Annotated in this window: 11 protein-coding genes; 4 read left to right on the plus strand and 7 right to left on the minus strand. The window is 32.4% G+C overall.

What is annotated here, in order from left to right; all coding sequences use genetic code 11:
- Positions 1 to 386: 386 nt before the first annotated feature.
- The 4 genes from HN894_01255 to gcvT all read right to left on the minus strand — a co-directional run bounded on the left by HN894_01255 (position 387) and on the right by gcvT (position 6,060).
- Positions 387 to 2,621, minus strand: a complete 2,235-nt coding sequence (locus tag HN894_01255; protein ID MBT7141934.1) for an amino acid permease — start codon at positions 2,619 to 2,621, stop codon at positions 387 to 389.
- 68 nt (positions 2,622 to 2,689) lie between these two features.
- On the minus strand, positions 2,690 to 3,325 hold the full coding sequence (folE, locus tag HN894_01260; protein ID MBT7141935.1) for a GTP cyclohydrolase I FolE: 636 nt from the start codon (positions 3,323 to 3,325) through the stop codon (positions 2,690 to 2,692).
- A gap of 111 nt (positions 3,326 to 3,436) precedes the next feature.
- Positions 3,437 to 4,630, minus strand: coding sequence for a knotted carbamoyltransferase YgeW (ygeW, locus tag HN894_01265; GenBank protein MBT7141936.1), 1,194 nt, complete (start codon positions 4,628 to 4,630; stop codon positions 3,437 to 3,439).
- 341 nt (positions 4,631 to 4,971) lie between these two features.
- Positions 4,972 to 6,060, minus strand: coding sequence for a glycine cleavage system aminomethyltransferase GcvT (gcvT, locus tag HN894_01270; protein MBT7141937.1), 1,089 nt, complete (start codon positions 6,058 to 6,060; stop codon positions 4,972 to 4,974).
- A 458-nt stretch (positions 6,061 to 6,518) separates the two neighbouring features.
- On the opposite strand from gcvT, the gene HN894_01275 reads away from it, so the two are divergent.
- Positions 6,519 to 7,445: a diacylglycerol kinase family lipid kinase gene (locus HN894_01275; GenBank protein MBT7141938.1), complete on the plus strand. Its 927-nt coding sequence runs from the start codon at positions 6,519 to 6,521 to the stop codon at positions 7,443 to 7,445.
- A gap of 76 nt (positions 7,446 to 7,521) precedes the next feature.
- Positions 7,522 to 8,214: a noncanonical pyrimidine nucleotidase, YjjG family gene (locus HN894_01280; protein ID MBT7141939.1), complete on the plus strand. Its 693-nt coding sequence runs from the start codon at positions 7,522 to 7,524 to the stop codon at positions 8,212 to 8,214.
- 120 nt (positions 8,215 to 8,334) lie between these two features.
- Here the strand turns inward: HN894_01280 and rimO are convergent, their stop codons facing one another.
- The 3 genes from rimO to HN894_01295 all read right to left on the minus strand — a co-directional run bounded on the left by rimO (position 8,335) and on the right by HN894_01295 (position 14,908).
- Positions 8,335 to 9,633 carry a 30S ribosomal protein S12 methylthiotransferase RimO gene (gene rimO, locus HN894_01285; GenBank protein ID MBT7141940.1) on the minus strand — a complete coding sequence of 433 codons (1,299 nt, stop codon included), beginning with the start codon at positions 9,631 to 9,633 and terminating at the stop codon, positions 8,335 to 8,337.
- 106 nt (positions 9,634 to 9,739) lie between these two features.
- Positions 9,740 to 12,091, minus strand: a complete 2,352-nt coding sequence (locus HN894_01290) for a PAS domain S-box protein (protein MBT7141941.1) — start codon at positions 12,089 to 12,091, stop codon at positions 9,740 to 9,742.
- A gap of 39 nt (positions 12,092 to 12,130) precedes the next feature.
- On the minus strand, positions 12,131 to 14,908 hold the full coding sequence (locus tag HN894_01295) for a PAS domain S-box protein (protein MBT7141942.1): 2,778 nt from the start codon (positions 14,906 to 14,908) through the stop codon (positions 12,131 to 12,133).
- A 324-nt stretch (positions 14,909 to 15,232) separates the two neighbouring features.
- On the opposite strand from HN894_01295, the gene HN894_01300 reads away from it, so the two are divergent.
- Positions 15,233 to 19,558 carry a T9SS type A sorting domain-containing protein gene (locus HN894_01300; GenBank protein ID MBT7141943.1) on the plus strand — a complete coding sequence of 1,442 codons (4,326 nt, stop codon included), beginning with the start codon at positions 15,233 to 15,235 and terminating at the stop codon, positions 19,556 to 19,558.
- A gap of 111 nt (positions 19,559 to 19,669) precedes the next feature.
- Positions 19,670 to 20,818, plus strand: coding sequence for a hypothetical protein (locus tag HN894_01305; protein MBT7141944.1), 1,149 nt, complete (start codon positions 19,670 to 19,672; stop codon positions 20,816 to 20,818).
- Positions 20,819 to 21,083 lie beyond the last annotated feature (265 nt).

Below are 21,083 nucleotides of genomic sequence, written 5' to 3' on the forward strand. Positions count from 1 at the left end.
TCTTTCTAACCTTGAATGTTAATTATAGGCTGATAATGAAAGATTTACAAAAAACTCAAGGGGAGGTGTCTAATATAATTACCGATTTTTGGACAAGCGCAAATTATGATTTAGAAGGTCATTTTTTCTTTTGCAAGAAAATGATGGTTAATAATAATTTTGAGGCGTGTCAGAGGTTAATTGCTGTGAATTGCAATTCTCGAACTAATAATTTAATCTAATTTAAGGTATTTAATAAGGGAACTTCTAAAAATGCAAATTTCTTCGTTTTTTCAAAATTTCAAAATCCTCATTTACAATAGTAAACTGCGGTTTTGAAATTTCTTACGCCTTGAAATTTGCTATTTTAAGAAGTCCCCATAAGTTATTATTAATAATACACATAATTAATACTTGTTTATCACTTTTTCTTTATTAGAATTTACAAAAAGTATGTTGGCTAAATTATCATTAAAACCAGTAAAAATCTCAATATCTTCAATAGTAATATTATCTCCAAGAAATCCGGTGATTGTTAAATCGGCATCAACCGAAGATTTGCATATAATATCTTTTACTCCTTTTTTAGTTTCTAATGGAATTATTTCTACGTTTTCTGGAGAAATGGGCAAACGGCCAGATTTTATCAGAGCTAAAAGTTTTTCTCTCTCATCGTCAATTTTGTTTTGTGGATATAACGCAAATATTTTGATATAGCCTTTTCTCCATTCAGGATGACCTAAAATTATGTAGGCCAAAAGAATCATCAGGCTGGCATTTTCGTAATCGTTTTCGGTTATCCAAACATGAATTTCTTTTCTGTATCCAAATCCTTTGTATGAGGTATTCAAAACACAGACATCAAAATCTGTCGATTTTAGTAATGAATAATTTTTTAGCGCATCAAACAAACTTTCGGGTTCACTTCTCGAAAATTCAAACAAAATCATATTGTTAATTTTACCGGAAATGCTTGTGAGCTGAATTACCTGTGCGATAGCTGAAGTGTAAGACGGACTAATTATTGTATCGAGATACACTCTATTTTTGCTTCCGGCAGCAAGATTTATGAGTTTCGACAAAATTTCTTTAGAATTTTTATTTGTTTCTTCATTCAGAAAACCATTTATGTAGTGAATGTATGTTCCAAAACCGTATTTATACGAAAGCCATCGCAATAAATCGAATGCTGCTCTGCGTTTGAATGAATCCTGAGAGATACATACCATAAATGGTCTCCAATGGCTATCGTGTCCTTCTTTATCGGCTCGCTGAGTAAAAACCTGCAACTGACGACTTAATTGAAAAATCACACCTCTAAATAGATTTACCAAGCCTTTTCTATCTTTATTGTATTTGCTTATAGAATAATATATCAAAGCCATTATCACTAATGATAAGACTGCATATGTCAAATTCATTTTAAACATAAGCCAAAAAGAAAGAACAGCACCAAGTAATGAAAAATACCATCTGGAACGAAATGTAGGGCGGTAGGAAGGATCGGCAGCAAAATGTTCTAAAAATGAGATTAAACAAATTGCTCCGTATGTTACCATAAAAAACATTGAAATGATTTGCGCTACAAAATTAATATCGCCAATTGCAATAAAAAATACTGCAATGATTATTGTAATAAATGATGAATTTATAGGCTCATTCGAAGCTCCTTTTCCTTTTGCAAACCATTTATTAATTCTACTTTGCGGAAATATTTTGTCTAAGCCTATTGCCTGCAATGTTCGAGGTGCTACCATAATTGAGCCTATTGCTGATGATAAAGAAGCACTTGCCAATCCAATTGGGATGATTGGTCCCCATAAAGCAATTTTTTGCATAATTAATTGATCTGAGGCTAATTCTTCAGGACTGGCTGAAATTGTTAATTTGAATGCCACTGCTATATATATCACAATTCCTGCTATGGTAGCAAAAATAGTACCTCTCGGGATAGATTTTTTCGGATCTTTCAAATCGCCCGACAATCCAAGACCGGCAGCCAAACCTGTAAAGGCTGGAAAAATAATTGTGAATACGTAGAAAAAATTATCCGGATTGTCGATATGCGCTTGATAGTTTACACTTTCGATGGAACCGGTAGATTTTCCCATGAAAAAAAGAAGAATGGAAGTAAAAAGTAGTGCAACAACTATATATAAGGCTTTCATGCCAAAATTTGCTCCTCTTGTCAAAATCAAAATGGAAATTAAAACCATTGTAGGCAAACTAATTAATCTCTTATCATAAATCAACCAGCCAAAATTATCGGCAACATATTGAATGAGAGGATCAAAAGCTTCAGCAAATGCTATTATGTAAAAAGCTACACTTATGGCTTGAGAAAGATAGAGTGCAATTCCTATAGCAGCACCAATATTTAAACCAAATGAGCGAGAAATGATATAATAGGCACCTCCGCCCAGAACTTTTTGGTTAGTTGCAATTTCTGCAACAGCAAGAGCAGTTGGGATAGTTATTAAGTGCCCAATAATGATTATTGCAACAACTCCAGAAAAACCAACATGGCCAACTGCGTATCCAAAACGTAAAAATAGAATAGCACCCAAAATTGTAGAAATAGCCGTCATAAAAACAGGCATTGTCCCAAAATTAGCCTTTTTATCTAAAAGTGTGCTTTTCATTGAATTTAGGTTTATATGCTCACAAATTTCAATTTGATTTTAACTTTCTGACATAGGTTAAAATCTTATTAGTATAATTTCGAGCCAATTAAATGTATAAACTCTTCGCGAGTTTTGGTTCTCTCGAAGGCTCCGGTAAATGCAGATGTTGTGGTAACAGAGTTTTGTTTTTGTATTCCACGCATTTGCATGCACATATGTTGAGCCTCTATCACAACTGCGACACCAAGTGGGTTTAAGGTAGAATCAATACAATCTCTAATCTGGGTAGTCATGCGTTCCTGAACCTGCAATCGTCGTGCATATGCTTCAACTACTCTGGCAATTTTGCTAAGTCCGGTGATATAACCATTTGGTATGTATGCAACATGAGCTTTACCAACGAAAGGTATTAAATGATGCTCGCATAAAGAATATATTTCGATATCTTTAACGATAACCATTTGCTTGTATTCTTCTTTAAACATTGCTGATTTTACAATATCTGATGGCTCAATGCTGTATCCATTTGTCAAAAATTGTATTGCTTTTGCTACTCGCAGCGGGGTTTTTAGTAAGCCTTCCCTTTCAGAATCCTCGCCAATAAGTTTCAAGATTTCATAATAATGACTTGCTAATTTTGTTGTAGTCTCGTCATTGTATTTTTCTATGCGTAAATATCCATCTTTATTTACAGTTTTTATTCCATTGTTTATTATTTCCATTAATCGCGATTTTATTTTATCAATTTGATATTAAACAAAAGCTTGAACTAACAATCTTTTGTTGACAGTATATTAAATAGTTATGACATAATGTAAATCTCAAAATTTAAATTATACAAATTTTCTTTTTAAACCTTCATCATATAAGTTTCCTAATGTAGTTGCAGCTTCCTTAAAGCGACTGCAAAGCATCATTGCTGCAATAACATAAGGTTTGTTTGCGGCTTGTTTGTATGTTTGAATTCTATACTTTTCAAAAACTTTTTCAGACACTTCCCCATTTTTGCACGATACATTAGAAATATCTGCTGGCAAACAATGCATGTATAAAGCGTTCTGCTTATTTGTCAAATTCATTTTTGTTTCATTACACTCCCAACTTTTATGTTTAAAGTTGTTTTCAAGACACTGTATTTCAAGTTTTTGCAGGGCATCAGTATTTTTTGTTTTAAGCAGTTCGGTTCTTTCCTTCATAATATGAAGTGGTGCCCAGCTTTTAGGATAAACAATATCTGCATCGGCAAATGCTTCGTCCATTGAGTTTGAAATATTGAACTCTCCTCCACTCTTTTTTGCGTTTATTTTTGCAATTTTAATAACTTCCGGTAATAAATCGTAGCCTTCAGGAAAAGCTAAATCTACATTCATTCCAAATCTGGTTAATAAACCTATAATCCCCTGAGGAACTGAAAGTGGCTTGCCATAACTTGGCGAATATGCCCAGCTCATTGCAATCTTTTTTCCTTTCAATTTTTCGATAGAGCCGAAATGATTTTTTAAGTGTATCAAATCTGCCATGGTTTGAGTAGGATGATCAATGTCGCATTGCAAATTTATTATGCTTGGATTTTGTTGCAAAACTCCTTCATCATAGCCCTCTTTAAGAGCTGTGGAAACTTCCTTCATATAAGAATTTCCTTCGCCAAGATACATATCATCTCTTATTCCAATAATTTCTGTGAAAAAAGAAATCATATTTGCTGTCTCGCGAATTGTTTCGCCATGAGATACTTGCGATTTCTTTTCATCAAAATCTTGAATTCCAAGCCCTAAAAGGTTAGCAGCCGAGGCAAAAGAAAAACGAGTTCTGGTAGATTGATCTCTAAATAAAGAAATTGCAAGGCCCGATTGAAAACAATTTGTAGCAATATTATTTTCACGCAAATATTTCAAGGCTTCTGCAACTAAGACTATCTGTTGAATTTCGCTATCTGTTTTCTGCCACGACAATAAAAAATCTTTATTGTAATTGCATATCGAAACATTTTTAATGCTATTTAAAAGTTGATGAAAGTTGTTGGTCATATTATGAAATATTAATAAAACTCAAATTAGATATAAAATATATTCCTACATAATTTCTATTTTCCAATTGCATTCTTTGTAACATTCTGTTTTATAGCCATAAAGAATTATTTTAGTAAAAAAAATAAACTAATATTCTTGAAATATCTGTTCAAAATATCAGGCTTTTTGTCATCAAATTAATAAATTTAGTCATTTATTTTATGGCTTTAGTCAAATCAAAAGTAACAAAATCGCATTAATCAAGTACACATATGTGAGGTAAATTTATAGTAGATTTTTTTCATTTATTGGTTGGGTAAAAAGGCGACTTCGGTCGCCTTTCTTCATTTAACAGCTTATTAATTTTTATAAAACGGGACTTTCACAACTTTTGCTTTAATCAGCTTTTTTCTGACTTTGATATAAATTTCAGTATCAACTTTAGTAAATCCTTTATTTAAATAGCCCATTCCTATCCCCTTTTTTAGAACCGGCGACATTGTTCCGGAAGTTACAATCCCTATTTTATTTTCTTCAGAATCGCAAATTTCATAGCCTTGCCTTGGAATCCCTTTATCTAACAATTCAAAGCCTTTCAAACGACGATTTACGCCTTCTTCTTTTTGTTTAAATAGAAACTCTTTGTCAATAAAATTGTTTGAATCAACAAATTTCGTAATCCAACCTAATCCAGCCTCAATAGGCGAAGTTGTATCATCAATATCGTTTCCGTATAAACAAAATCCCATTTCGAGCCGAAGTGTATCTCTTGCGGCAAGTCCTATTGGTTTGATATTTTGCTCCTTTCCAGCTTCAAATATTGCCTCCCAAAGTTTTCCGGCATCTTCATTTTTCACATAAATTTCGAAACCGCCAGAACCGGTATATCCTGTTGCAGAAAGTATTACATCTTTTACTCTGGCAAATTCCCCAATTTTGAATGTGTAATAAGGAATTTCTTCAAGATCAAAATCAGTGAGTGCCTGCAAAACTTTATTTGTATTTGGTCCTTGAATTGCAAGCTGGGCAATTTCGTCCGAGGCATTTATCAATTCTGCTCCCATCGAATTTTGTTTATTTACCCACGCCCAATCTTTATCGATATTGGAGGCATTGACTACAAGCAAAAAATTATCGTAAGCCAGTCTATATACCAAAAGATCGTCAACGATACCTCCTTTTCCGTTCGGGAAACAAGTATATTGAACTTTTCCATCAGAAAGTTTTGAAGCATCGTTTGAGGTAACCAACTGTACAAAATCTAATGCTTTTTCGCCTTTTACCCAAAATTCGCCCATATGCGAAACATCAAAAACTCCGACATTGTTTCTAACCGTCATATGTTCTTCGTTTACTCCTGAAAATTCAACTGGCATGTTATATCCTGCAAATTCCAGCATTCTTGCTCCAAGCTTTTTATGATACTCTGTAAATGCGGTACTTTTCATAATTTATATAATTTATTATTATAAACAATAATTTTAAAATCTCACAAAAATATACTTTTTACATGGATTATTAGTGTATCTAATTATTAATTGGAAAAGAAAAATTGAGTTTTATGCACCAATTTTTAGCTCAAGAAAAAAAGTGGCTATTGCTAAGAATTTCTATCCTGAATAATTCATAAATTTTCGTAACGAAAGTTCAAAATATGTGTCAGATTTGAACTACCACAGATTTTTATTTTTGAGTAATAGCGAGCTATTTTGATGGAATAAAAATTGAGGATGGTCAAAGATGATGTGCAGTTTGGGCTTGTAGTAGAAATATTTATGAATTATTCAGGCTAGATTTCTGGTACCAAGAAACCGATTTTCTATGTATTTCATAACATTTTTGGTTCCTTAGAATAACTATATCTTTGAAGAAAAATAATTGTAGAATTTTAAAATGCTTCAATATTATGAACAATACATTTTCAATAATAATTAATCCTGTATCTGGCAGCGGACTGGGTTTAAAGAATTGGAGTGATATTGAAAAATTGCTCAAACAAAAAAACATAAAATATTCAGAATATTATACTTTGAATTACAATTCAACAATCAAATATTGCAATGAGCAAATTTCATCGGGAATTCGTAATTTTATAGTCATTGGAGGCGATGGCACTTTAAACGAAGTAGCTAACAGCATTTTAACACAAACAAAAATTAAAATTAGTGAATTTTCTATTTCAGTAATTCCGGTTGGAACCGGCAACGATTGGTGCAGAACTTTTAAAATACCATTTGATTATACTAAAGCAATTGATATTATTTGTAAGCAGAATTTCAAATTTCAGGATGTTGGAAAAGCTTTTTTTCATAATAATGGGAAAAAACAAATTCGTTATTTTGTTAATGTTGCCGGAGCTGGTTTCGATGCTTTTGTTGCATATAAAACCAACTTGAAATCTGATAAAGGACAAGGTTCTGCTTTGAGCTATTTGTGGAATTTATTTACAGGACTTTTTCAGTATAAATCTACTCGTGTTAAACTGAATTATGAAGACAAGAGTACAAATAATTTAGTTTTTAGTATGAGTATAGGCATTGGAAAATTCAATGGTGGTGGAATGATGCAACTACCTGAAGCTATTCCAGACGATGGACTTTTTGATACTACTGTAATTAACAAGATGAGCAAATTGAAAATTATTCGCAATATTAAGAAGTTATATGATGGTTCGATAATAAATGTGCCAAATATTGATAGTTTCAGAGCCAAAAAAATTATGATTGACTCAGAGCCAAAAATAAAACTTGAGCTCGATGGCGAAATTTGTGGAGAAAGCCCATTTGAATTCGAAATAATCCCACAATATTTGAAGGTTTGTGTGCCTGAATAAAAATTTTAAATACAATTATTTCTATTAATATTTCAATTAAGTTCTTTACTTTCGCCTCATAATTTCAACTTTTAACATGAAAACATACAATACAATTTTTTTTGATTTAGACAGAACTATTTGGGATTTCGATACAAATTCGAAGAACACTCTACAGGAGCTTATTGAAAATAATGGACTGAGTGCCGTTTTTGGAAGCTTTGAAGAGTTTTATAATATTTACAAGAAAGTAAATGATTCGCTCTGGGCAAAATATCGGGACGGAAAAATTGAAAAAGAAATTTTAAGCTGGAAACGATTTTATGATACTTTTTTGAAATTTGGCCTGGATGATATCGAAATTGCCAAAATATTTGGTTTGGGATATGTAAGTCTAAGTCCAACAAAAACAAAACTTTTCCCGCATTCTCACGAGGTTTTAGAATATTTGGAGAATAAATATACATTATATATAATCACGAATGGATTTAGCGAAGTTCAGTATGAAAAAATTAAGAATTGCCGACTTGGCGGTTATTTTTCTGATATTTTCACATCGGAAGAAATTGGTGTAAAAAAGCCTGATGCAAAAATTTTCAATCATGCGGTCGAGATTTCCAAGACAAAAAGGAAGAATTGCCTTATGATTGGAGACGATTTGAATGTGGACATTATTGGTGCAAGAAGAGCAGGAATCGATCAGGTATTTTTTAATTTCGATAAAATAGTTCATACCGAAAAAGTAACTTTTGAAATTAGCTCGCTTATTCAGCTTAAAGAAATACTGTAAATGCTTGATATTTAAATCAATAAAACATTTTTAATATTGTCAAAAATTGTCAAAAATTCACTTAAAAAAAATCTGTGATTCTGTAGCAAATTACATACAAATAGTTTTCATTTTGAGATTTTAAACAATCTCTCCATAAATATCATATTCTTCTGCCCTATTCAGTTTAACATCGTAAAACTCCCCAATTTTAAGCTGGTTTTCGGTGCTACTAATTAAAATTTCGTTATCAACTTCCGGTGAATCAAATTCTGTTCTGCCGATATAAAAATCTCCTTCGAGCCTATCAATTAATACTTTATAATTTCTACCAATCATTTTCAGATTGTGTTCCATTGATATTCCTTGCTGAAGTTCAAGAATTTCTTCCTTGCGTTGATTTTTCGTTTCTTCAGGAATATTGTCTTCGTATTTCTCTGCAGCAAAAGTATCTTCCTCTTCAGAATATGTAAAAACGCCCAATCTGTCGAATTTTACCTCAGATAATACTTCAAACAATTGCTGAAAATCCTTATCAGTTTCTCCGGGATGCCCTACAAGAATTGTTGTTCGTAAAGCAATATTTGGATTTTCTTGTCTGATTTTTTCAATCAAGTCCAAACTTTCGTTTTTGTTGGTTCGGCGTTTCATTTTTTGCAAAACCGAATTGCTAAAATGCTGAAAAGGAATGTCAAGATAGTTGCAAATTTTCGGGTGATTTTTAATTTTTTGTAGAACATCGACCGGAAAATTTGCAGGATAGGCATAATGTAGCCTAATCCATTCAATTCCGTCAATTTCAACTAAACTGTCTAAAAGTTCTGCCAATGCTTGTTTTTTGTAAATATCATTTCCATAATAGGTTAAATCTTGAGCTATCAATATCAATTCTTTCACTCCGATTGATGCTAAGTATTTAGCCTCAGAAACTAAAATTTCTATTGGTTTCGAAATATGTTTTCCTCTAATCAAAGGAATAGCACAAAAGGAGCAAGTTCTATCGCATCCTTCCGAAATTTTCAAATATGCAAAATGTTTGGGGGTAGATAATTTTCGTTCACCTACCAGCTCTTTGCGATAGTCTGCTCCAATTTCTTCAACTATATTTTTAAATTCAGATACACCAAAATATTTGTCAACATTAGGAATTTCTTTTTCGAGTTCGCTTTTGTAGCGTTGCGATAAGCATCCCATTACGAACAAATTCTTAATATTTCCATCTTCTTTTTCTTTCGAGAATCGTAGAATTGTATTGATTGATTCTTCTTTTGCATCGGAAATGAAACCGCAAGTATTGATCACTACTGTGTTGGTATTTTGGGAATAAGAATCGTGTTCTATATTAATATTAGAGCTTTCGAGTTGTCGCATCAAAACCTCCGAATCAACCACATTTTTTGAGCACCCAAGTGTGATTATGCTTATATTATGTTTTTGCATTTTTGCTTTATTTAATTTAATAATTCGGCAAATAAAACATATATATCTGAATTAAGAAAATGAGTTTAGAAGTGTTCTTGATCTGGAGTGTTCTGAGATTTGTATTTTATTTGCCAAAGTATTTATAAATTACATCCATTAACAAATTTTTGTTTAGAGGTTTTGTAATATAATCGTCGCAGCCTGCTGCTATGGCTTTTTCACGATCGCCTCTCATTGCATAGGCTGTTTGTGCTACAACAATCACATCTTTGTTGAATTCTTTAATTTGTCGGGTAGCTTCATAACCGTTAAGTAGAGGCATTTTTATATCCATGAGTATTAGGTCAATATCTTTGTTTTTTCTGCAACATTTCACTGCTTCCATTCCATTTTCAGCATGCAGAATTTCCCTGCATACGTTTTTTAGAATTATTGAGATTTGCATATCTGTATATTTTTCGTCTTCAGCAATCAGGATTTTCAATTTTTTGGCTTTTTCTGTAATTATGGTACCTACCTTTTTTTGTTTATCTTTTTCTTTGGTATTGTAGGGAATTGTGAAATAGAAAACTGCGCCTTGTCCTTCTACAGATTCAACCCATATTTTTCCACCGAGCAAATTTACATATGCCTTGGCAATAGTTAAACCTAAGCCTGTGCCTTCAAAATGTCTTGTGTGTGAAATATCTACTTGCCTAAATAAATCGAAAATTGAGAGTAACTTATCTTTTGGAATTCCAATACCTTCATCTTTAACGAAAAAAACTAATTCTGTTGGAGCTATTTCATTATTGTGATGATATCCATATTCAATTATTCCTTCAGATGTAAATTTAATTGCATTTGCAATAAGGTTATTAAGAATTGTTTTTAGTTTAGATTGGTCAGTTCTAAGAATTGCTTCTTTTGACGGCAGGGAATTACTAAATCGAATTTCCATTCCATTTTTAGTTACTTCATCAAGATAGTAGATATAAAGACTTTCTGTAAGTTTGTTTAAATCTGTGTCGATTATTGAAAGATCTACTTGATTTGATTGTATCAATGAAATATCTAATAGTTGGTTAAGAGTATTCATCATTCTGTCGCTACTAATTTCAATAATATCGATATACTCTTGTAGTTCTTCAGGTGTAATTTCAGGGCTTTTTAATAATGATAGAAATCCTATTATTCCATTCATTGGAGTCCTTATTTCGTGGCTCATATTTGCAAGAAAAGCAGACTTCAATTTATCGCTTTCTTTGGCTTTTTCGAGAGCTACTTTCATATTATCATCATTTTTTTTCCGTTCTGAAATATCTCTGATAATACCAATAGTACTCCATTTGTTTTTAAGAAGAGTTCGAGCTAAGGATAATTCTATCGGGAATTCTGTACCATCTTTTTTTAAAGCAAACAATTCTAAAGTTTTACCAATTGCATATCCTTCACCTGAATTTTTGTATTTATTGAAGCCAATTTGAAAATCTTTGTAAAATCTTGGTGGTGCAATGGTTTTATGTAAACTTTTATTTAATATTTCTTCAGCAGTAAAGCCAAATATTTCTTCAGCCATTTTGTTCCAATAAGAAATATTTCCTTCATTATCAATCATAACAATTGCATCGTTGGCTGTGTTGCTTAGTGTTTTATACTTTTCTTCGCTCTCGTGTATTAATTCTTCTGCTTGCTTCTTTTCGGTGATATCTTGGGCAATTCCATCGTAATATTCTATATTCCCTTTTAAATCAATAACTGCTTTTATTGATAATGAAACCCATAATATTTTTCCATCCTTTCTAACTAAAGTTGTTTCATAGTTCTTTACAATTCCCTCCCTTTTGAGGACTGACAGAAGTTTTTGATAGTCAGGTTCTTTGAAGAAAATATTGTTGATAGTAATGTTTTTTAATTCGTCTATTGAATCGTATGATAATGTTTCAGCAAATGTGCTATTTGCTGATATGATTTTGCCATTTGCTGTAGAACGGAAAACACTGACTGGTACATTATCGAATAATTCTCTTATAATTCTCTCATTTTCACGAAGCTTATTTTCAGAATAATTCATGTAATCATATGTTCGCAAGCTTGCTGATACAACAGAAAATAGTTTATTGGCTGTTAGTTCGGTTTTGGTTCTATAGTCGTCAATATCAAAATTTTGCATCACATGTTTCTCAGGTACAATTCCTGATTGACCTGTTCTGATTACTATTCGTATGATTTTATTATTGAGTTCTTCTCTTATGAATTTGACTATCTCTAAGCCAGCTGTATCTGTTTCCATTACAACATCTAATAGCACTAAGAAAATGTCTTTTTCTTTAATTAGAATTTTTTTTGCTTGTAGTCCGGAGAATGCACTCAAAATTTCAATATTTTTTCCTTCATAAAGAAAATCATCTAAGGCTAATTTTGTTACAGCATGCACATCAACTTCATCATCGATAACGAGAATTTTTTTTCTGTTTAGTTTTTTGTTTTCGTTCATATTTTTTTGTCAATTTTCTGTATTGATAAAATGTTGTTTCTATAATTTATCAAAGTGTTTATGTAACATTTCTATAAGCACATCTTTATCAATAGGTTTTGTAATATAGTCGTTGCAACCAGCTTCGAGGGCTTTTTTGCGATCAGCTTCATCTGTATTTACTGTTTGAGCAATAATGACTACATTTCTGTCAAAATCTCTAATTTGTTGCGTTGCCACGTATCCATCCATTGTTGGCATATTGATATCCATAAGTATTAAATCAATATCAGGATTATTTATACATATTTTAAGTGCCTCAATTCCAGTTCTTGCAAACAATATTTCGCCACAAATATTTTGCAAACTCATACAAATATGTATTTCTGCCGAAAAATCATCTTCAACAATCAAAACTTTCAATTTGCATAAATTAAAGTTTTTATTTTGTACAGAATTCTTAGTTTCACTAATTATTCCATCTTCGCCTGAGTCGTCATATTGAAGTGAAAAATGGAATGTACTTCCTTCTCCTTCAATATTTTTACTTTCTACTCCTACTTCACCACCTTGTTTTTCTACAATTCGTCTAACTATTGATAATCCCAAACCATATCCAATGCTTTTCAACTGATTCAACCGTTCAAACTTGTTAAATAATAGTTTTTGATTTTCTTCTGAAATTCCCGGTCCGAAATCTCTTACACTAAAACGAACCATTTTTTTATTGCTCTTTTCTGACTTTATTATTTCGTAGTTAATATCAATTTTGGGAGATTCTCCTCCATACTTTAGAGCATTGCTTAAATAATTCATCCAAACCTCTTCAATCCATTGTGGATTGCCCAAAACCACAGGAAGCGTCTCAGGAGCGTTTATACTTGCATTGGCTTCAATTTTCATTGAATATATTCGGTTTAAACTTTCTGCTAAAACTTTGTTCATATTAAGCCTTTCAAACACAACATCAGATTTTCTGACACTTGCCAATAATAGAAGGCTATCAATAATTTTATTCATCTTATGGGCAGTTGTTTCAATTATTTGTAAGTAGTTTTTCCGATCAAATATAGAAATATCAGACTCTTCTGTAATTAACAAATTTGAAAAACCTAATATTGAACCTAAAGGATTTTTAAGGTCATGAGCTACTGTATGTGAAAAAGAATTTAACTCTTCGTTACGTTCCTGCAATTCATTATTTTGCTGGCGAATTTCTTCTTCAGCTTTTTTGCGATCGGTAATATTTTCGGCTACCTTAACATAATTTATAATGTTGTTCTGGCTATCAAAAATCGGAGAAATTGATGCAGATTCCCAAAAAGATTCACCATTTTTCTTTTTATTATGAAATTCTCCACGCCATGTTTTCCCAGACGAAATTGTTTCCCACAAATCCTTATACACTTCATCAGATTGGTAACCGGTTTTCTGAATTCTTGGATTTTCCCCAACTACTTCGTCCAAAGAGTATCCAGACAATTCGGTAAACTTTGGGTTAACATATTCAATATTTCCTTTAGTATCTGTAATTGCTATTACTGCCGGACTTTGTTCTACTGCAACAGAAAGCTTTTTATTATCTTCAATAGATTTTTTTTGCGAGCTAATATCTTCTGCAACTGTATATATTTTATCTATCTCACCAGTTTCATTTTTGAATGGCACAATTGTTACTGATAAGATAGTGGTTTTGTTCAATTTAGATTTAAAATTCATTTCAAATTTAATTGTCTTACCGGTTTTACATACTTCAAGAAAATATTTGGCATATCCGCTATCATTCAATAACTTATAATCAATTAAATTAATTTGTTCAGGTTCTTCAAAAAGAGACACAAGAAGTTCTTTTGCATTTTCGTTTAGCTCAACAATTGTTCCTTCCGGTTTTGCCGTAAAAATTGGAAAAGGCGAATTTTCGAAAAGTAGTCTGTAATTTTTTTCGCTTTCTGCAATTGCAGCTTCGTTATTTTTTCTTTCAGTAATATTACGAAAAATCCCTTCAATTCCTGCATATTTTTCATTTTCATCAAAATAAATTCTCGAATTTGTTTCAACGAAAATGTTCTTATTTCTTTTAGTTCTTATCTCTCCATAATAGTTTTCAATACTACCCTTTTCTCGAATTTTTTTAAGAAACTGTTTTCTGTCATCAGGATTTGTAAAGAAACTTGATATTTTTTTCCCATTAATTTCACTCTTATCGAAACCGGTAATTTCTTCGACAGAAGGACTACTTAATATCACAATCCCTTCTTTATCAGTTCTGTAATAGCCGTCAATCATGTTTTCAAGAATGCTTCTATATTTCTCCTCACTTTTTTTTAATTCACTCTCAACTAGTTTTAGTTCGGAGATATCGCTTATGAAGCCTTCAAGAGCAATCATATTTTTATTTGCATCATAGACTGCCTGACCTTGCTCCCATACCCACTTTTGCTTTCTGTCTGAAGTGAGAATGCGGTAGATTAATTGAAAAGGTTTTTGCTTGCTAATTGCACTTTGTACTTGATTCCATACTTCATCGCGGTCTTCCATTAAAATTATGTCGGAATATGAAAGTAAATTATTATTCATTAGATCGGCTGGTTTATATCCGGTTAGCTTATGGCAACCATCAGATACGAATTCCATTGTCCAATCGGAATCGTTTTTGCATCTATAGACCATTCCGGGCAAATTCTCCATTAAGGTAGATAATCGCCGTTTACTTTCAGATAATGATTCTTTTATATGATTTTCTAATATTTTAGGTTTTTCGTACTCCAAAACTATTGCTTTCAAGCTTTCAATTTCAGCAATAAGCTGCTCTTTCGTACAATTGTCATAACTTTTCATAATTACATTTTTCACACTCAACAATTATTTTAAAAACTTAAAATGTAAAATTAAACAAAAAAATGGAGTATATATATTTATAGCAATTCGTTTTTTACAGAGGTTTTAACATATACCATATTTGTCATTTTTAGCTATAAACTTTGATTTCTCATAGCTAAGAGTTCGATAATTTTTCATGATCTAAATACCTTTTCGTTTTTTCTTAGTATTTTTGGAAGTCTTATCAACTGTAAATTTATGTTTTAAAATTTTTACTATTTTCGGCAACTATTATTAATATCTTTTGTCTAATTACTGATGTATAACTAATTTGTTTTGATAATGAAAAAAAATATAGTTCTAATTATAGGAATATTTCTCCTCTCAATTTCTCAATCACAATCCCAAAGTAATCTGATTTTTGAGGAAAACAAGGGTCAATGGAATAAGAATGCCCTGTATATGGCAAATCTTAACTATGGAAGGGCATTTTTCGAAAGCGGAACTTTCACATATTTGTTTTATAGCCAGGACGATTTAGATGGAATTCACGCTCATTGTAGTAAAAGTACAGGCATTAATGATTGTTCGCACAATCACGATTTAGAAAAAAACGAAAAAATAATTCGTGCACATGCCTATAAAACAAGGTTTTTAAACTCAAATAAATCTGTGAGTCTTTCATCTGAAAAAAAACAAGCAGGATATAGAAATTATTTTATTGGAAATGTTCAGGAAAATTGGGCAACTCATGTCAATTTGTTTAAACAAATAAATTATACAAGCATTTACGATGGAATAGACTTAAACGTTTATAGCCATCAAATGAATTTGAAATACGATATCATTGTAAAGCCCGGTAGCGATTTAAGCAAAATAAGAATTGAATATGAAGGTACCGACAACATGTATGTCGAAAACGGAAACCTGCATATCGAAACATCGGTAAATCAAATAGTTGAGCAAAAACCTTATGTCTATCAAATTATTGAAAATCAAAAAGTTGAAGTTGAATGTAATTATGAGTTAAAAAACAATATTCTTTCTTTTGTGTGTCCTGCCGGTTACAACATGAACTACGATCTTATTATTGATCCAATATTAGTAGCAGCTACTTTTTCGGGTTCATCATGCACAAATTATGGGCACTCGGCTACTTATGACGTATTGGGCTATATATACACTGGTGCAAGGTCGTTTGGCATTGGTTATCCAACAACTACCGGAGCTGTACAAAGTACTTTCGGTGGTAGTACCGACATCGGAGTAAGCAAACTAAATCAAGATGGCTCTGCATTGGTTTGGGCTACTTACCTTGGCGGTAATAATTCTGACAATGTACATAGCATGTTCGTTAATAACAATTTTGATTTATATGTTTACGGAACTGCGGCTTCAACGGATTATCCTGTTTCTACAAATGCTTTTTCAACTACAATGAGTGGTTCAACGGATATTGTTGTAACTAAACTCGATTCAACAGGAACGGTTATGATTGGCTCAACATATATTGGTGGTAACGATTCAGATGGATTAAATGGCATAAGTTCAAACTACGGAGATACTTATCGTGGAGAAATTATTGTAAACGATGCAGATAATTGTTTGGTTGCAAGCTATACAAATTCCAGCAATTTTCCAACCACAGCAAGCGCATTTCAAACCACAACCGGTACGCAACAAGATGGAGTAATATTTAAATTCAATAGCGACCTCTCAGCCCTAATATGGAGTACATTTCTTGGTGGAACAGGCGATGATGCTTGCTATGGAATAAGGGTTGATGATAACGATGATGTATATGTTACCGGAACTGCAGCTAACAACGATTTTCCTTCGATTAGTGGCGGTGCATATCCCCACCATCAGGGTTCTACCAGAGATGGTTTTATAGCAAAACTAAATAGCTCTGGCAGCTCAATGTTTGCTTTCACATTTTATGGAACCGATCAACAAGATCAATCCTTTTTTTTAGATTTAGACTACAACGATTATGTTTATATTTACGGTCAAAGTAGTGGAAGCATACCCGTAGAACCCGTTGGAATTTATTCAAATTCGGGAAGCCATCAATTCATTGCAAAGTTTAATAACAGTTTGAGTTCCGTAAGTTTCTCAACTGTTTTTGGTTCAGGAGGTAGCAGTACTGATATTTCACCATCAGCTTTTATGGTAGATCAGTGCGGAAGAATTTATACTTCAGGACATGGTGGTTCAGGAATCCCAACAAGCCCAAATCCATTGCAAACATCAGGAGGATTTTATTTATTGGTACTCGAAGAAAATGCAGCAGCCTTGAATTATGCAACCTACTATGGTGGATCAGGCGACCATGTAGATGGTGGAACAAGCCGTTTCGATCCACAAGGAATTGTTTATCAGGGTGTTTGTAGTGGTGGCTCAATGCCAACAGTACCATGGGCATATGCAACTTCAAGTATGTCAGGCTGGGATGTTGGAGTTTTTAAAATCGACTTTGAAACAGGATTTGCAGTCTCCGATTTTTCAGCTTATCCTGATACTGGCTGCGCCCCCTTAACTACTATTTTTACAAACAATAGCACAGGTATGGAATACGAATGGCATTTCAATGATGGATCTCCGGTAGATACGAGTTTTGAACCAACTCATACATTTTTTGCAGGTCAATATGATGTTATGTTAGTTGCAAGTGGTGCTTCAAATTGCATACTTTCTGATACAAGCTATTTTCTTATTGATGTTACGCAAGGACCAACAGTAAATCTTGGCCCCGATAGCATTTTGTGTATGGACGATGTTTTGCTTTTTGATGTTGGTTTTCCGGGTGCTACATACTTTTGGGAAAATGATTATAGCGTAATAACAAGCGCAGATCCAACTTATACTATCGATAAACCCGGAACCTATTGGGTTCAATTAAATGTAGGAAACTGCATGGATCGAGATACAATAGTTATCGATTATTATGAATTGGAACCCGAATTAGGACCAAATATTTCAGATATATGTGCAGGAACTCCAGTAATTTTGGATCCTAATGCAGGAACAGGACTGAGCTATTTGTGGAGCAATGGTTCTACCGATGCAACAATTTCTGTTACACAATCAGGCACATATTCAGTTACAACTACTATCGAATATTGTGAAGATTCTGATGAAATACTTGTAGAATTTGATTATCCTTTAAATATTAATTTAGGTCCGGATATTCAGCTATGTAGCGGCGATTTAGTTACCCTTGATGCAGGAGAATTAGGTACTACTTATTTTTGGTCAACATACATTACAACCCAAACTTTGGAAGTTAGCAATCCCGGAACATATTATGTTACTGTTACAAATGCCTGTGGTAGCTATTCCGATGGTATTACCATAACACCAATCACAGTTCCTATTATAGAATTAGGACCAAATATTTCTATTTGCGAAGGTACAGCATATATTCTTGATGCAAGCTATCCAAATTCAACATATTTTTGGACTACAGCTTCTACTTTCCCAACAATAATGATTGATACAGCTGGCATGTACGAAGTATTTGTTACAAATGTTTGCGGTACAACTTATGATAATATTTTAATAAGTACTGTAAACCCTGTGATAGTTGATTTGGGCAACGACACCTCAATATGCTCTTTTGATACCATTACCATAGATTGCTTTAGTCCCTTTTCGACTTATTATTGGTCGAATGGCGAAACAAACTCAAGCATTGAAGTTTCTGAACCGGGTACTTATGTTGCAATGATTGAAAATGCTTGCGGAACATATAATGACTTTATTGAAATTGATACCATTTTTGCTGAAATAAACTTAGGAAATGATACTTTAATCTGCGATGGAGACGAAATAATATTAGATGCTTCACAAGAATATATTCAAAATTATATTTGGACAACTGGTGAAACTAGTTCAAGCATTTCCGTAAGTTCATCAGGAGTTTATACACTGACAGTTACAGATATTTGTATGCATGAACTTGAAGAAACATTTGAACTAAGTCTTTTCGATTTAAATATTAATCTTGGAAACGATACAACTATTTGCGAAGGAGCATCAATTATGCTGAATGCAGCTTATTCAGGTTTGATGTACATATGGTCGAACGGTGCAACAAGCCAAAATATCGAAATTGATGGTGGCGGCACATATTCAGTCGAAGTAATTCACAATATTTGTGGAACTGCGACAGGCCAAATTAATGTTGGAGTAAACCCTGCTCCTATTATAAATCTTGGAAATGACACTATTTTGCAAAACGGAGAATATTTGACATTAGATGCAGGAAATAATTTTTCTAACTACTACTGGTCAACCGGCGAAAGTACCCAATCTATTGAAGTGAACTATACTGATTCTTTTATAGTTTCTGTCATCGACAATTTTGGCTGTATTGGTATAGATACAATATATGTTGAGTTCACTACGGATATTTCAAAAGTTGAGAATGAAGAAATTAGAGTTTTCCCAAATCCTGCTAACGAATACATTTTTATATCCTCAAACAATTCCACTTTAGAAAAAGTTGAAATATACGATGCAATAGGTCGTCAAATTTTGAATAAAACAATAAATTCGGTTGAGGCAAATATCCCAATTTTGAATTTGCCGGAAGGCTTATATTTTGTACGATCTTATACACAAAATAAAATATATGTAAATATTTTTTCTAAATTTGGAAGCTAAGTTTTACTTTGAATTAAGAGTTGTAATCTATCTATTTTTGGCTATTAATAGTAGAAATAAAAGCTAAAACTGAATTACAAATTTCAATGTTTTCAAAATTATAAATAGAAAATGGAAAACTACCTCGCCACAACCTTACAAGGTCTTGAAAGTGTTTTAGAAGATGAAATAAAATTGTTAGGTGGCACAAATACAAAAATATTGAGAAGGGCTGTAAGTTTTGAAGGAAACAAACAGTTGCTCTACAAATCGAATTTGCATTTACGAACTGCATTAAAAATTCTGAAACCCATAGAGAGCTTTTTGGCAAAAAATGAAAACGAGCTATATCGGCAAATTAAAAAATTTAATTGGTCTGATATTTTCGGAATTGATGACACTTTTGCGATAGATTCTGTTGTAAACTCCAAATTTTTTAATCATTCGAAATATGTTGCATTAAAATCTAAAGATGCAATAGCCGACTATTTCAGAGATAAAACAGGAAAACGGCCATCAATTGACATATCGAATCCCGATTTCAGAATCAATATTCATATCAATGCAGATAAGGTATCAGTATCTATGGATAGTTCCGGTGAATCACTACACAAACGAGGATACCGTCTTCAACAGAACATTGCACCTTTAAATGAAGTTCTTGCAGCAGGAATGGTATTGCTATCGGGCTGGGACAAAAAGTCAAATTTTATTGATCCAATGTGCGGTTCAGCTACAATTCTGATTGAGGCAGCTATGATAGCCAATAATATTCCTCCAGGAATATTTAGAAAGAATTTTGCTTTTGAAAAATGGAATGATTTCGACAATAATATGTGGAATCAAATATTGGAAGACTGGGAAACTCATGATTTTGAATACGAAATTATTGGTGCAGATATTTCTGAAAGAGCAATTCTGAATGCTAAAGAAAATATAAAAAGTGCATCTCTACACAAAAAAATACAAACAATTATCAAAGCTTTTGAAAAATTCAATCCTCCCCAACAACATGGAATAGTGATGATGAACCCACCTTATGGCGAACGATTAAGAAAGTCTGATATTGAGGATTTTTATTCAAAAATTGGCGAAAGACTTAAACACCACTACACCGGCTATGAAGTATGGATTTTGAGTAGTAATTACGGAGCATTAAAAAAAATTGGCCTTCATCATTCAAAAAGAATCACACTTTTTAACGGACAATTAGAATGTAAATTTCAAAAGTTTTCAATCTATGAGGGTAGTTTGAAAAGGAAGAAAACTATTGTAGATTAAACATAAAGATGAATTATAAGCTATAAATTCTGGAATTATCAATATGAAATAATCTATTTGTCATTAGAACTGTAACAGATTTGACATATCTCCCCAACTATTACATGTGCAGAAAATAAACTTATTAACCCAACTTGAGCATTTTTCCAAAATTAATAAAATAATGAAAATTTTATCTATCTGATAATTAGGCATATGACGTTATATAGAATCGTTCTAAATACTATAATGTGCAGATATACAGTTATATAAGTAATTGGTGTCC

The organism is Bacteroidota bacterium (assembly GCA_018692315.1).
Classification (GTDB): domain Bacteria; phylum Bacteroidota; class Bacteroidia; order Bacteroidales; family JABHKC01; genus JABHKC01.